At 40.3% G+C, this 12,940-nt stretch carries 17 protein-coding genes; 5 read left to right on the top strand and 12 right to left on the bottom strand.

The features are described 5' to 3' along the window. Positions 1-265: 265 nt before the first annotated feature. The 4 genes from B5354_RS13355 to B5354_RS13340 all read right to left on the bottom strand — a co-directional run bounded on the left by B5354_RS13355 (position 266) and on the right by B5354_RS13340 (position 2,655). The gene (locus B5354_RS13355; RefSeq protein ID WP_079529313.1) at positions 266-988 is read right to left on the bottom strand and encodes a class I SAM-dependent methyltransferase; all 723 of its coding nucleotides are present in this window, start codon (positions 986-988) and stop codon (positions 266-268) included. 66 nt (positions 989-1,054) lie between these two features. Then, entirely contained in the window at positions 1,055-1,567 is a 513-nt protein-coding gene (locus B5354_RS13350) for an RDD family protein (protein ID WP_079529312.1), read from the bottom strand. Positions 1,568-1,618: 51 nt separating this feature from the next. Next, entirely contained in the window at positions 1,619-1,939 is a 321-nt protein-coding gene (locus B5354_RS13345; RefSeq protein WP_079529311.1) for a YnfA family protein, read from the bottom strand. 161 nt (positions 1,940-2,100) lie between these two features. Then, on the bottom strand, positions 2,101-2,655 hold the full coding sequence (locus B5354_RS13340) for a TetR/AcrR family transcriptional regulator (RefSeq protein ID WP_079529310.1): 555 nt from the start codon (positions 2,653-2,655) through the stop codon (positions 2,101-2,103). Positions 2,656-2,826: 171 nt separating this feature from the next. Here B5354_RS13340 and B5354_RS13335 point away from each other — a divergent pair, with 171 nt between their 5' ends. Both B5354_RS13335 and B5354_RS13330 read left to right on the top strand, forming a co-directional pair. Beyond that, a complete protein-coding gene (locus B5354_RS13335) occupies positions 2,827-3,753 on the top strand; it encodes a DsbA family protein (RefSeq protein WP_079529309.1) in 927 nt (308 codons plus the stop codon). A 33-nt stretch (positions 3,754-3,786) separates the two neighbouring features. Beyond that, the gene (locus tag B5354_RS13330) at positions 3,787-4,089 is read left to right on the top strand and encodes a monooxygenase (RefSeq protein ID WP_079529308.1); all 303 of its coding nucleotides are present in this window, start codon (positions 3,787-3,789) and stop codon (positions 4,087-4,089) included. A 238-nt stretch (positions 4,090-4,327) separates the two neighbouring features. Here the strand turns inward: B5354_RS13330 and B5354_RS13325 are convergent, their stop codons facing one another. The 4 genes from B5354_RS13325 to B5354_RS13310 form a co-directional block, all read right to left on the bottom strand. Then, positions 4,328-5,194: a hypothetical protein gene (locus B5354_RS13325; protein ID WP_079529307.1), complete on the bottom strand. Its 867-nt coding sequence runs from the start codon at positions 5,192-5,194 to the stop codon at positions 4,328-4,330. Then, positions 5,175-6,110: a WD40/YVTN/BNR-like repeat-containing protein gene (locus B5354_RS13320; RefSeq protein WP_079529306.1), complete on the bottom strand. Its 936-nt coding sequence runs from the start codon at positions 6,108-6,110 to the stop codon at positions 5,175-5,177. The genes B5354_RS13325 and B5354_RS13320 overlap by 20 nt, the downstream gene beginning before the upstream one ends. Positions 6,111-6,227: 117 nt before the next feature. Then, positions 6,228-7,472 (bottom strand): ABC transporter permease, encoded by a 1,245-nt coding sequence (locus tag B5354_RS13315; protein ID WP_079529305.1) that lies wholly within the window; start codon positions 7,470-7,472, stop codon positions 6,228-6,230. After that, positions 7,465-8,364 carry an ABC transporter ATP-binding protein gene (locus tag B5354_RS13310; RefSeq protein WP_079529304.1) on the bottom strand — a complete coding sequence of 300 codons (900 nt, stop codon included), beginning with the start codon at positions 8,362-8,364 and terminating at the stop codon, positions 7,465-7,467. Before B5354_RS13310 ends, B5354_RS13315 begins: the two co-directional genes overlap by 8 nt. A 155-nt stretch (positions 8,365-8,519) precedes the next feature. On the opposite strand from B5354_RS13310, the gene B5354_RS13305 reads away from it, so the two are divergent. Continuing rightward, a complete protein-coding gene (locus B5354_RS13305) occupies positions 8,520-8,705 on the top strand; it encodes a YhzD family protein (protein WP_079529303.1) in 186 nt (61 codons plus the stop codon). A gap of 32 nt (positions 8,706-8,737) precedes the next feature. Here B5354_RS13305 and B5354_RS13300 read toward each other — a convergent pair whose 3' ends face one another. The 3 genes from B5354_RS13300 to B5354_RS13290 form a co-directional block, all read right to left on the bottom strand. Then, positions 8,738-9,508 carry an enoyl-CoA hydratase gene (locus B5354_RS13300; RefSeq protein WP_079529302.1) on the bottom strand — a complete coding sequence of 257 codons (771 nt, stop codon included), beginning with the start codon at positions 9,506-9,508 and terminating at the stop codon, positions 8,738-8,740. A gap of 125 nt (positions 9,509-9,633) precedes the next feature. Further along, entirely contained in the window at positions 9,634-9,993 is a 360-nt protein-coding gene (locus B5354_RS13295; RefSeq protein ID WP_079529301.1) for a YlbF/YmcA family competence regulator, read from the bottom strand. 83 nt (positions 9,994-10,076) lie between these two features. Beyond that, complete coding sequence (locus tag B5354_RS13290) at positions 10,077-11,213, bottom strand: DUF445 domain-containing protein (RefSeq protein ID WP_079529300.1); 1,137 nt, start codon at positions 11,211-11,213, stop codon at positions 10,077-10,079. A gap of 155 nt (positions 11,214-11,368) precedes the next feature. Here B5354_RS13290 and B5354_RS13285 point away from each other — a divergent pair, with 155 nt between their 5' ends. Beyond that, positions 11,369-11,548, top strand: a complete 180-nt coding sequence (locus tag B5354_RS13285; RefSeq protein ID WP_079529299.1) for a hypothetical protein — start codon at positions 11,369-11,371, stop codon at positions 11,546-11,548. 50 nt (positions 11,549-11,598) lie between these two features. Here the strand turns inward: B5354_RS13285 and B5354_RS13280 are convergent, their stop codons facing one another. After that, positions 11,599-11,880: a metal-sensing transcriptional repressor gene (locus B5354_RS13280; protein WP_079529298.1), complete on the bottom strand. Its 282-nt coding sequence runs from the start codon at positions 11,878-11,880 to the stop codon at positions 11,599-11,601. A 113-nt stretch (positions 11,881-11,993) separates the two neighbouring features. Here B5354_RS13280 and B5354_RS13275 point away from each other — a divergent pair, with 113 nt between their 5' ends. Next, positions 11,994-12,893 carry a PucR family transcriptional regulator gene (locus B5354_RS13275; protein ID WP_079529297.1) on the top strand — a complete coding sequence of 300 codons (900 nt, stop codon included), beginning with the start codon at positions 11,994-11,996 and terminating at the stop codon, positions 12,891-12,893. The last annotated feature ends 47 nt before the right edge of the window (positions 12,894-12,940 follow it).

Raw genomic sequence — 12,940 nt, 5'->3', positions numbered from 1 at the left:
AATCAAACTTCTTAATCCATTCCCTTTGAAGTATAGACATTATATATTTCAAAGGAGGATACAACTATGATATGGTTTAGACTGATTATGATTGCAGCGTTTTCATTAACAGCTATTTCTTTGTTTACTTACCAAGGTACAGAGATTTTCCATGCTTTTACTGATTTTTTTAATAAAAAACAATGAAGTACCTGACGTTTCATCATACAAGATGGAATTTAGTTAGTGTAATTCCTGACCACGCGCACAGTGGCCAGGAATTTTTTTATGCTTCCATAGCTTTTTTTGACACAGCTTTTACGATGAGGAAATGCGGGCTGGTCATAAGGTAGTGGTAAGCTTCTGCTTTCACGTGCTTCATCTTTTCTTGCGGTTGGGGTTCAATCAGTTGATCAAGATGGAAACAGTGAGTGGTTTCGTTCACGATGCTTTGCATAGGTCTTCTGTAAAAACTGACGTCAATTGTAATAGCAGGTTTGTTCCAGGTTTCGGATAAGTATTGAGTTTTAAAGTAATCCTCACAATCGTGTCGGGTGTAGTCCATGAATGGGTGATGAACCGAAAATATAAACGTTCCGCCTGCCTTTAACACACGATTGAATTCTTGAAAAGTGGATGTCCAATCTTGTAAATAATGAAGTGTAAGTGAGCTTACAATCACATCAAAGGAATTATTCTCAAATGGCAGTGGCTCTAGAAGATCGTGGCAGAGAAATGTCGCCTTTCCCCCTGCACGTTCACTCGCTGCCTTCACCATTTCAGAACTCACATCAATTCCGGTAACCTCCGCTCCACGCTGCATGAATTGAGAAGAATACCACCCAGCTGAGCATCCTGCATCAAGCACTTTCTTTCCTTGTAGTGATGATGGCAAGGCCGCCATCACAGCGGGGCGTTCATACAAAGCGTTATATGGACTCGCTTCATCAATATCGTTTTGATAAGTATGAGCTAGTTTGTTATAAGTTTCTTTTGTACGATTGCTCATTTCATTTCCTCCTTCGACGTATTGACTCATTGTATGAAAAATAACGAACGAAATAGTGGAGAGGTTCTACTTAACGACAGCTGTCCCTGAGACCCAATCATAGACACTTTTCCTTTTTTTATTTGTAAAAGGTGTAAGAAAGTAAATAAGGATGGAGACATTTACAGCACTCAACATAATCAGAAGCGTCATTTCGGAAAAGTCTGCAGGAAGCATTAATCGCCATATACAAAAATGGGCCACCTCCCAAGGCAGAAATTTGACAGCCGTTCGAATAAAAGAACGACCCTTGTCAATACGCTGTCCACTGTCATCCACAACACGGACGACCATTTTTCTCTTTCCCCATGTCCCTTGCCATTTAGATTGTTCGCTTAGAATAAAGTAAAGGGAGACGGGGAGCGTCATGATTAAGAAACCTGTCAATTGAGCTGTAATTGGTGAATTCGAAAATAAAGAAGGAAAATACGATCCGAATAGGAAGGAAAGGCTGCCTAGAACGAGAATACCATATCCCGCGATAAGGATGTAATCTAACAAAAAGGCGTATATACGAAGTTTGAATGGAGCGTAAGGCATATGAGCAAAACCTCCTAATTTGTTTTGACAAGCTTCAGTGTTCCTCAGCTCTTAATTACGGGGTCCCCACAGCATCACAGACACTCCGACTAGGCATAGACCTGCTCCCAGCCAATCATAGAAATCTGGGGTTTTCTTATCGATCCCCCATCCCCAAAGAAGGGACAAGAGAATAAAAACTCCTCCGTAAGCAGCATAAACCCTTCCGAATGAAGGAAAAGTTTGAAACGTGGCAATAACACCATATAAGGCTAAGGATACTCCGCCCAACAGCCCCCAATAATATGGTTTTCCTTCTCTTAACCAAAGCCAAATTAGGTAACCGCCGCCAATTTCAGCCAAACCGGCTAAAAGGAATAATAGGATTGTCATTATCCCTCACACTCCCCCACCTTTTATTACATAAATTTTATCACAAAAATTACGAAAAAAGACCGAACCATAACAAAAGCCTCCACCTTTATAAGATAGAGACTTCCATTTCTCTCTCCTGCGTTTTTCGACAACAGCATTGTCTTTTTCAACAGCTATGCTCACCCAATCCCATTCTTCAAGTAAGGGACGGCAGTTTTGACGAATTCCTCCGGGGAAATGGTATGGCTGCTTCTCCTCCATTCTACCGAAGCTCCATAGATCCCCCAACTTAACATGACTGCCGTAACTTTGAGGGCATGATCCTCATCCGTTACATGTTGTTTTAGCAACATTTTATAGAAGATGATTTCCAGCTGATCTCTAATGATACGAGCTATAGTGTCTTCGTAACCTCGATGACAGCGATACGATAAAGACTTTTGAAAATTAGTAATGGCTTTAAAAATACTAACAAACACTTCTTCGTTCAATTCGCTTTTCTCATAGATATCACCATCCAAATTAATTAACAATTCTTCTGATAATACCTTTTCCAGCAAGTCATAAATATCTTCAAAATGATAATAAAACGTAGCACGATTAATCATAGCTTCCGTTGTAATATCCTTAACCGTTATATCTTTGAACTCCTTTTTACTCGATAAGCCTATAAAAGCATCCATGATTAATTTACGTGTCCTTAAAATTCGGGGATCTGTTTTTGAACCGCTCATATTGGAAATCCCTCCTGCTTTTTCAACAATTTCTTCAATGTGTTGTATAGACAACATATTCACTGAACTATTGGTATGGATGCTTTTCATTATGTACTAAACTATAATTACGAAGCAAACAGAAGGCTTACTAACAGGTTTCGCTTAAGCTAGGAAAGTGAGGAACATGAAATGACGAAAAACAATAATATCATTTGTGATTTAGAGACTGGTGTGTGTGGTCCAGCTGGAGAAGAAACAATGGAGGCTATTGATTTGAACCAACCAAAGAAAACCATTGATCTCTATTATGTGACAGACCCTATCTGCTCTCATTGCTGGGCACTTGAGCCTATCCTGCACCGCTTTAGAGAGCAGTATGGTCATTACTTCAACTTCCATACCGTCATGGGCGGTTTGTTGGAGAAATGGCATGACGGACCAATCGACCCTGCAAACGGAATCTCAGTACCCGCAGACGTTGCAGGCCATTGGAGAGAGGTTGGAGAACATTCGCGCATGCCTATTGATGGATCGCTCATGATTGACAATCCAGTGCAATCATCCTTCCCTCCATCACGCGTCTATAAAGTCATTCAAAAAAATCACGATGATGAAAAGGCCTATGAATATTTACGCCGGGCGAGAGAAGCGCTGTTTGCATTCAATCAAAATATTGCCGAGAAAACCATTATGATTGAACTTGTTAATAATCTTGGTCTCGATGGAGAGACCATTGTAAAAGAGGCAGAAGAACAAATGGGACAGCAATTATTAGAAGAAGACTTTGCGCTTGCAGCAAAACTGGGCGTCAGAGGTTTTCCAACCCTTATCATCGTCAATGAAGAACAGAAAGGTGTAAAGATGGTTGGGAATCGTCCGTTGGATTTCTACGTTTCCGGACTATCCCAAATCATAAATGGAGAAGATCCAAAGCCAAGTCAACCAGCTTCCCTATCATACCTGCTTAATAAAGAAGGTCTTCTTTTCGCAAAAGAAATCGAAGTGATGTATGATGTGGATCCATCTGACCTTCAAGCATTTGTTGAAAAAGAATTAACACCAAGAACCTATGAAGCGCGGGAAGTCCTTGACGAGAAATATTATGTGAAACAATAAATAAGATGATTTTATCAGGAAGAAGGTGCAGTGATGAGTTATGTACTACAAATCGACTTTAAAATGGATGGGCCGTTTTGCGAGGAAATGTCAAAGGCATTCACTGACTTAGCGAACAGTATCAATGACGAACCGGGTTTCATATGGAAAATTTGGACTGAAAATAAGGCAGAGCAAGAAGCCGGCGGAATCTATTTATTTGAAACAAAACAAGCTGCCGAAAACTATTTGACCATGCACACGGAACGCTTATCAAGCTTTGGGATTACAGACGCCCGCGGGAAAATTTTCGAAGTAAATGAACCGTTAACCAACATCACCCATGGGCCCTATTGAATAATGGAGTGGAAGAGTCTGAGACAAAAGTGTTTTTCACTTAAGAGGTTTAGATATGTCCCAGACTCTTTCAGGTAACACAGACATAATCCATGTCCCGCGAGCTCCCCATAATATCGTTCCATGGTAATAATTCATGGCTTCTTCAGTCTTTCCATACTTCTCCTGTATGATATTTGATTTACAAAATAGATACTGTAACAAAAATGGACAAGCCTTGTTAGAGAAATAGCTTGTCCTATCTTTTAGAAGTTTTATAATACAGAGTTGTTGACTGATTCATTTCCATTGTTGCTTTATATAAACTAATGTTTCCTACAGTTTGTTCGGAAGCATCGGAATGAACTTCAAAGTTTTCATCTAAGGAGATGGTCCAAACAGCTTCATTATTCTTCTTTAGGACAACAGCAAGCGTACCGAACTGAACGATGTTATCCCAACCAAAAGACTCCGTTTTACCATTTTCAGTAACGAAAATTCCATCCGTATTGCTTATCACTTCGATGTTATTACCTTCCCATATTCCATGAATCTCCGGCCCCACATAATAGTAAGACCTGCCACTACCCCGGTCGCCGTAAGTTCCAATGAATTGCTGAACCGTATTATCATCTGCTTTATACGTAAAGGCTGCAATATCATCTGCTAACCATTCCACTTTATATTCTCCGCCTATTTCATTTGGCAAAGTTTCTTTGGGGCGAGCTAATATACCATAATACGATCTATAATAAATCGCCTCTCCACTCTCCACATTCTCTTTAATCGAAAAAACATGTTCGAAGTCAGGTGATATGCTTGTTATATTTTTAATTACTTGGTTACTGTCAACAAGCAGTACGGCCTGAACTATTACAAATAGGCCCAAAACACTAGCTACTATTAATAGTAGTCTTTTCATTAGTCTAAGTAATAGTAATATGGCAAGAAATAAACAAATCACACATAAAATATTGAAGATGTAAAATAGTCGGTTGTCAATATATTCTACTTGAAATCTTTCATGTGCGAGTAAATATCCTGCTTGTAAACAGAAAAACCCAATCGCAAAAATAAATAGAGTCCATCCACTTATTTTAATCAGTTTATCCTTGTTTTGTTCCATTCGGCTGTACCTCCATCGAAAAATCCCACGTTAACCCATTATCCTTTGAAATAAATTTTCCTTTCACTTTACCACCTGCATAATCACCATTAGGCCCTTGATTAAGTAAAACAGATAAATGATTGTATTCTTTTACCGGAAACTCGGCTTGGACAAAAACCTTATCATATTTCTCAGGAATATGGATGACTGCTTTATTCCACGTCCTTCCTTCATCTTGTGTAACATAAAGACTTGGCTCCTGGGGATTAATCGTTCCATAGGACATAAATCCTGTACTTTCATCTACAAAACCACCATCCGCAATTAATCTCGTTGTTTCTGGAGATGCTGTCTCTTTCCAAGTCTTCCCACCATCGTGAGTTAAAAAGACTGTAGAAAGCTCTTGTGACATCGTTCGATTACCAGAAAGAACAGCATATCCAAATCGATCATTTAAAAAGTCTACTTTTCTAAAGCGCAGGGCAGGTAATGCTTCTGTAACCACACTTTCTTCCCACGTTGTTCCTTGATCAAGAGAGTATTTTAATAACACCTTTTCCTGCTTATATAAAAATGCTGCACGTTCTTCCGTCAGTATGTAACTCCCATTTATCAATTCTCGTTCATTCCCATTGTATTCCCCATTAAATAATAAATCTTTCTCAATCGGGACTTTCACCCAATTATTTCCTTTGTCATAAGTAATATTTAACTCGTTGTTTTGCAAAGTATAGCTGACTCTGTCATTGTTTACTGGTTCTAATGTCTTAGGTTGAGGCTTTTCTACTTGATTTAGGGATTTAGTTTTTTCCAGCCTATCATTTTTCTTATTTAATTGTAGCAATGAATTCTGGTTTTGATTTTGGTAAATGAAAGTACCAGTGATTAAGCCAACCACTATAATCGTAGCTAGTCCTAGGATTAATTTCTTCATTTCTGTCTCCCACCCTGTTATTATTTATATGTTAAAAAGCACCAGTTAACCTCTGTCACTTTATCCAAAATAAAAAATAGAAACCTCCACCCTTTAAAGATGGAGGCTTTCATTACCTTATCCTTCTTTCTTCGACAACTGCATAGCCTTCTTAATATCCTTGAATGAAGACGACTTTCCGTAAAGCAGTACGCCACCACTATAAACACGCGCTCCGAACCAGGCGAGCAACGCAATCGACCCGACGAGGACTCCCACCGAAAGGATGACTTCCCAAACCGGAATATCCAGCATCCCCACGCGCAAGAACATGATCAATGGCGAGAAAAATGGGATGTATGAAGTTACGGTTATAAATGTAGAATCTGGTGCATTCAGACCGAAAATAGAAATAAAGAACGCCGCTAAAATGAGATATATCATTGGTGAAATCATCTGTTGGGCATCTTCTAAACGGCTGACTAGCGAGCCAAGTGTTGCTGCTAAAGTAGCATAAAGCATATAGCCTAAAATAAAGAAGAGCACGGCGTATGCGATGACTGAGCCCTGGATATTAGATAAACCAAACCCTTCCATGATGGAACCTCCGCCGCCTTGCTGGATTCCGAGGTACCCTACTAACAGAATTAATGAAAACTGTAGAATTCCAACCAGAGCTATTCCAATGATTTTAGCGAACATTTGTGATACTGGCGAAACACTTGAAATCAAAATCTCCATAACCCTGCTTGATTTTTCAGTGGCTACTTCTGTGGCAATCATACTTCCATACATAATGACAGACATATATAACAGGAACAACATAACGTACACCAACCCACGTGTTTGGGCCAGTTCTGCTTCTGATTTTGCACTTTCTTCTAAAGCTATGGTATTAAACGTTACTGGGGAGGAAATTTGCTGTAAGGTCGCTTGATCTACCCCTGCTTCCTCGGTAGCCATTTCTACTTTAATTTGTTGAAGTGCTTGTTTGATTGGTTCACTGTTTTCTGTAGAAGCAATTTGCTCCGCGTAATAGTCAGCTTTTGGAAGTCCATCTTCTCCTGATGTAATTTTCACGACAGATTCATACGTTCCTTCTTTCACCGCTTGTTTTGCTTCCTCTAAGGATTGGTCAACTCGTTCTAATGTGAACGCATCATTTGCAGCAACCATCTCGACAAGAGTGCTGCTCCACTCGTCATTGTCGCTAATTAAAGCAACTTTCTTAGCCTCATCTTCCCCGCTAAAGGTTTCAATAATCGTTTGAATATTCGATAGGGCGGTAATTAAAATGAGCGTAACGAGCGTTGTGATCAGAAAAGATTTTGTTTTCACCCGATTCATAAACGTATGACCGACCATAATGAAGAATTTATTCATAAGAGGCACCTACTTTCTCGATAAAAATATCATTTAGAGACGGCTCCTCAAGGATAAATGATCTGACAAATCCCTTTCCATTTAACTCCGTGAAAATTTTTTGTGAAATGTCTTCACTCTCTACTTGCAAATTGCAGCCTTCCCCAAAAGCTTTATATTTGGTGACTCCTGGTATTCGCTTTAAGAATTCCGTGTCAAAATCAGCCTTCACCCGAACATTTTTCTTGCCAAAGGAACGCTTGATATCTTTCAAGCGACCATGGACAACTGGTGTCCCATGGTGAAGAATACAAAGGTTCTCACACAACTCCTCGACATGCTCCATGCGGTGGGATGAAAATACAATCGACATCCCGGACTCCTTTAAGTCAACAACCGCTTCCTTGAGCATTTCCACATTCACAGGGTCGAGTCCTGAGAACGGTTCATCTAAGATCAACAGCTTTGGTTTATGTAAAACGGCTGATATGAATTGAATCTTTTGCTGATTCCCTTTAGAAAGTTCTTCTACTTTCTTTGTTTTATAGTCTGGCACTTTAAAACGATCCAGCCAATAATCGAGTTCCTTTAGCGAGTCCGATTTATTCATCCCGCGAAGTTTTGCTAAATAAACAAGCTGGTCACGCACCTTCATTTTTGGATAAAGGCCTCGCTCCTCAGGTAAATAGCCAATCAAATGACTTTGATCATAACCGATCTCTCCGTTATTCCAGGAAATCGACCCTTCCGTCTCCTGCAATAATCCGAGAATCATTCGAAATGTCGTAGTTTTACCTGCCCCATTAGCCCCAAGAAACCCAAAGATTTGTTTCTCTGGAATCTCCAGCGATAACTGGTTCACCGCGGTATGCGAACCAAATTTCTTTGTAACATGATTTAATCTTAACGTCACGATCATTCTCCTCTCTTCCCATTTAACATACGAATTACCTTTAGTGTAGTTTCAAGAATTCATGAACTTTTTTTGAAAATGCAGAATCAGGCAGGAAATTCGACCGTTCATGACAAATTAATAAATAGTAAAGACATGTTCATGGAGGGTCAATAATGAAGAAATACTTTTTAACTGTATTCGAAAAAGACGGAACTAATGTATTAGATGAAGCATTTGAAGCTGAAAATGATGCAGAGGCCAAGGAAATCGGTGGAAACAAACTTGAAGAACATGGATTCAGTGATTATACCCACCGTTGCGTAGCCCCTGAAGGGCACCTCGTTTTATTCCATAGGTAATGTTACAAAAAGTCGCGTTCTCACGCGACTTTTTATTTTCCTTTAAAGTGTGGTTTACGCTTTTCTAAAAATGCTTCTACCCCTTCTCTATGGTCTTCGGATTGCCGAAGTTCCCACTGGGCTTGTCTTTCTTTTGCCAAATACTGCAAGAGTAGATCGAGACGATATTGATGGTAAATTTGCTTCGTCGTCACCATCGACTTTAAGGGACTCTGACTCCATCTTAACGCCAAATCAGCCGCTTCCTGATGGAGTTCTCCGTTGACGACAACATCTACCATATTAAAGTCATACGCTTCTTTTGCCCGCAGTTTTCGCCCTTCCCAGGCGAAATGTTTGGCACGATGAGTTCCAAGGCGCTGCTCTAAGAAGAAATGGCCACCACCGTCAGGGACGAGGCCGATACCGATGAAATTCATCGAGATGTCCGCATCAGCTTCAGCAATCAAGTAGTCCGCAGCCAAAGCTATGCTCAGTCCCAGCCCGACCACCGGACCATGTACGGCTGCAATCACAAGTTTAGGCATGTTATAAATCGTTGTTACAATGGTCTCGATATCATTCATCACTTGCTCGTAAACGTCGCGAACATGAATTTCTTTCATCATTGTAATATCACCGCCGGCACAAAAGCCAGCTCCGGTACCAGAAAGAACGACAACTTGTCCACGCTGTTCTTTTACATGTTGAACGGCTTCAGCTAGCTCCTGCAGCATTTCAACATGTAAAGCATTATATTTTTCTCCTCGATTAAGGCGTAAATGGATGACATTATCGTTCTGCTCTATTTCTATAAAGCGCATGATATCCTCCTTAGTTTTTTTGCTTACTCTATAAAATTCGTCTATATCTTGAAAATTCCTGCAAAAACCGCTAAATAAACATAAGAAAAAGCCGCCCCTCAGGACGACTTTTTAAGCAAAAATAATTATTGTTGTGGTTCTTCAGGATTACCGTATAGCTCTTCAAGAGGCTTCGTAATAATACGGCTGACATCGTTAATCACCGTGTTTAGTCGCTGCTCTTGCTCCATCAATGTTGAAATTTGTGGATGCTGCTGTACCAGTTCAACAACCTGACGAGCTTGTTCCACTTCTTCTTCACTAATTTCTTCGCCTTGCATCTGCTTTTGCTGCAAAGTGATTTGAGTTTGGCGGAAATCTTCGAACATTTTCTTCGCAGACTCTTCGCTCATGACTGCATCATAAGCTTCCTTCAGTCCTTGAAATTCTTCACTATTACGAATTGCTTTTTCAAGATCGTAAGCATTGTCATAAATATTAGCCATAAATTCACGTACCTCCTAGATATTGAGTGAGTAACTCCTTCCCACTATAACAAACTCGTTTAATCATGTATAGGACAAGCTTTCTATCCCAGTAGAACTGCGATGATTCCTTGAACGAATCCAATCAAGCCCCCAAGCAATGCACCTAGGTACGTAATCATCTTAAACTCTCGCTTGGAAATACCGAGAACGATATCTTCTAAACGTTCAACAGGAAATGACGATACTTGCTCTTCAACAATCCCGGATAAATTCATTGAGTTCATCATTCGCTCCATCCGTGAAGCCAGGAGCTCTGTCACCTTAGGGGTGACTGCTGGAATCACATCGAGAATGATGTTAGATTGGATGGGTTTTGACCAATCGGATAAGGATCGGTTAAGCCATTGCTCCATCGGCAATCCTCGGCTTACCACTTTACCAAGAGTCTCGGCAATGGTTGTTTTTCCAATCTTATCTTCCAGTTCTTCCACAGGACGATTCAATGCTTTGCTTAACTCAGCTTGAATCATGGTTTGCAGCCAATCTGTAGCTTCTCGGGCTGAGACATATTTTATGAGCACAGGATGAATGCGATCAATAAGCCGCTCTGATCCCATAAAAGATGAGATCATATTCCCGAGAAATCCCTGATTGTCTAAGTAATCATCAATAAGGTCACCTATTCGCTCTTTTCCTTCATAACTATCAAGGTACATCCTGACTCGCTCCTGAATGTAAACAGCGAATTCATCAGCACTATTCTCTAGTTTGTATTTCCATTCCTCAGGCAGCAATTCACTGGCTGATTGTTCTCTTACTCCATTCATCATCGAATCGTATCGTTCTTCCACCCAGGTGGAAATCGAGTCTTCCAGACGTTCCTGGTCCAGATGGATATCAAGAGAAGATAGGATTGCCTGCATCGAATTATTATTGTTCAGCACCTTCTCTACTTCTTCTTGAACAAATGTGGTGAGCTGGTTTTCAAAGGCAGGTCCCTCGATTTTCCTTCGCAGCCCGTCTGCCGTTAGAAGATGATTTACGACCATCTCACCAAGCTGACGAGACAGTTCATCACGTCGCTTCGGTATTAACCCAGGCGTAAAGGGAACTTGGAACTTTCCGATCTTAATCGGTTTATATGGACGAAAAAGCATTTTAATGGCGAGGTGGTTCGTCACCCCTCCGATTGCAGCTCCTATTAGCATCATACCTACTATTAAAACAACTACATTCATTGGCATTCCCTCTTTTCAGTCATAGAACTGCTCCAATTATATATGACTTAAACAAGCGATGCCAATACAACTAAAGTACAAGCTCCTTGGTAACGTCCAATTATTGCCTTAGTGAGGGAAAAGATTTTAGGACAAAATAAAAACGAGGTGATCACATGCATAACAAGAAAAATTATGATCCGGAAGGGAAAAAACGCTTGGAACTGGACGTGGATCGTATGATTAATGAAGGGATGGCTGGAGGAAAACCTACTTGGCCAGTTTATGGTAGAGAGCAGATTGGAGAGACTCATCCGATCCCTGAAGAGAACCATCAGTCGGAGTCAGAATCGTAGAGTGGGCGGGATAAGCGCTGAAAGCCTGCACCAGGCACAGCGCTTATCCTTTATCGGCTTTTGACAATCATTTTAACGGCTTCTTCTATATATTCCTGAGAATCATCGTCTTTTTCCTGAGCCTGTTTTATGCTGGTTTCTAAATTTCTTGCTACAATATAACCGATAGCACGGTCCATAGCTGATCGGGCAGCTGCCAGCTGGGTCACAACTTCTTTACATTCCTTTTCTTCTTCCATCATTCTGATTACACCACGAACCTGCCCTTCAATCCGTTTTAATCGATTTTTAGACTCTGGTCCATATTGACTTCTTTCCTGTACTTGATTCATATCCATAACCTCCTTCAATTCTCTCCCTGTATTTTTATAAAAATCCTTTGTTTGCTGAAATAATTGTTTGTATTACTATAATAGTAGAGATTTCTTCAAAAAGGAAGGACGCTATGACTAAAATCGAGCAACTTAAACAGATCTACCCCTCGCTAATCGTTGTCGAAGAGCTAAGTATAGAACCATCCCATAAGTACCAACTTTTTCGTACGGACGAAAAGCAGGTAATTGCCATTTTAAAAACAGAGCTCCATCAAAAAGAAGTTCAGCTTCTTCACCTGTTTTTAACTCCGATTTCTAAACAGGATGATCAGAAGACAGCTCGAGAGCAGTTCTGGTTCAGCTTTCTTGAGGGTCATTCAGATGAATTGATGGCTGAACCGCTGCCTCAAAAGTTCAGGTTTGTATTTTTCTCTTTATCTGATCCAACTGTTGACCGTCAAACGTTTCAGGAAGCATTGCAATCCTTTTTTCCACGCGTGATGCCGCTGCTATGGGAGAACCATCAACAAGGTGTCATCATTGAAGAAATCATGGAAAACAATCAGGAACCGATTACGTTTCAGCCACTGATTGATGTATTAATGAGTGACTTTTATACAAAAATCCATTTTTATCTTAGTGAATTTAGTGAATCACCACTTGAGGGTCCCTCATTTTTTCAGTGGGCAAAGAAATGTTTTCATATCTCCATGCGAAACAGCATCGGACCTGTGGCAACTTTTCAAGAAGTGATTCCATCTCTATACATTGAATCGATGCCCAAAGCGGAACGAACCATGATTTCTGACTCATTATTTTCCACTGTTCGCAATGATCAAGACCTGCTTCAAACGATTCAAGTCTTTCTCGAGTCTGGCTCAAATGCTACTTTGGCAGCTAAACGGCTTTATATGCACCGAAACAGTTTACAATATCGCGTCGATAAATTTATTGAAAAAACCGGTGTTGATATTAAACAGTTTCAGGGTGCTATTATTACGTACCTTTCTTTACTTGAGTCGGACCGATAAACAACGTGCACAAATTACGAAAGCATTCTTTGTGCACGTTGTCCATT

The sequence above is a fragment of the Halobacillus hunanensis genome (genome assembly GCF_900166655.1).
GTDB lineage: Bacteria > Bacillota > Bacilli > Bacillales > Halobacillaceae > Halobacillus_A > Halobacillus_A hunanensis.
The sequence above is the reverse complement of the archived record's forward strand: the minus strand, read 5'-3'. Positions and strand labels throughout refer to the sequence as shown.

Excerpts from the sequence above, each read along its gene's own strand:
- B5354_RS13305 (WP_079529303.1), top strand. The coding sequence starts at position 8,520 with ATGAAGAAATACTTTTTAACTGTATTCGAAAAAGACGGAACTAATGTA.
- B5354_RS13275 (WP_079529297.1), top strand. The coding sequence starts at position 11,994 with ATGACTAAAATCGAGCAACTTAAACAGATCTACCCCTCGCTAATCGTT.
- B5354_RS13325 (WP_079529307.1), bottom strand. The coding sequence starts at position 5,194 with ATGGAACAAAACAAGGATAAACTGATTAAAATAAGTGGATGGACTCTA.
- B5354_RS13335 (WP_079529309.1), top strand. The coding sequence starts at position 2,827 with ATGACGAAAAACAATAATATCATTTGTGATTTAGAGACTGGTGTGTGT.
- B5354_RS13330 (WP_079529308.1), top strand. The coding sequence starts at position 3,787 with ATGAGTTATGTACTACAAATCGACTTTAAAATGGATGGGCCGTTTTGC.
- B5354_RS13295 (WP_079529301.1), bottom strand. The coding sequence starts at position 9,993 with ATGGCTAATATTTATGACAATGCTTACGATCTTGAAAAAGCAATTCGT.
- B5354_RS13285 (WP_079529299.1), top strand. The coding sequence starts at position 11,369 with ATGCATAACAAGAAAAATTATGATCCGGAAGGGAAAAAACGCTTGGAA.
- B5354_RS13320 (WP_079529306.1), bottom strand. The coding sequence starts at position 6,110 with ATGAAGAAATTAATCCTAGGACTAGCTACGATTATAGTGGTTGGCTTA.
- B5354_RS13345 (WP_079529311.1), bottom strand. The coding sequence starts at position 1,939 with ATGACAATCCTATTATTCCTTTTAGCCGGTTTGGCTGAAATTGGCGGC.
- B5354_RS13340 (WP_079529310.1), bottom strand. The coding sequence starts at position 2,655 with ATGAGCGGTTCAAAAACAGATCCCCGAATTTTAAGGACACGTAAATTA.
- B5354_RS13290 (WP_079529300.1), bottom strand. The coding sequence starts at position 11,213 with ATGAATGTAGTTGTTTTAATAGTAGGTATGATGCTAATAGGAGCTGCA.
- B5354_RS13350 (WP_079529312.1), bottom strand. The coding sequence starts at position 1,567 with ATGCCTTACGCTCCATTCAAACTTCGTATATACGCCTTTTTGTTAGAT.
- B5354_RS13315 (WP_079529305.1), bottom strand. The coding sequence starts at position 7,472 with ATGAATAAATTCTTCATTATGGTCGGTCATACGTTTATGAATCGGGTG.
- B5354_RS13280 (WP_079529298.1), bottom strand. The coding sequence starts at position 11,880 with ATGAATCAAGTACAGGAAAGAAGTCAATATGGACCAGAGTCTAAAAAT.
- B5354_RS13300 (WP_079529302.1), bottom strand. The coding sequence starts at position 9,508 with ATGCGCTTTATAGAAATAGAGCAGAACGATAATGTCATCCATTTACGC.
- B5354_RS13355 (WP_079529313.1), bottom strand. The coding sequence starts at position 988 with ATGAGCAATCGTACAAAAGAAACTTATAACAAACTAGCTCATACTTAT.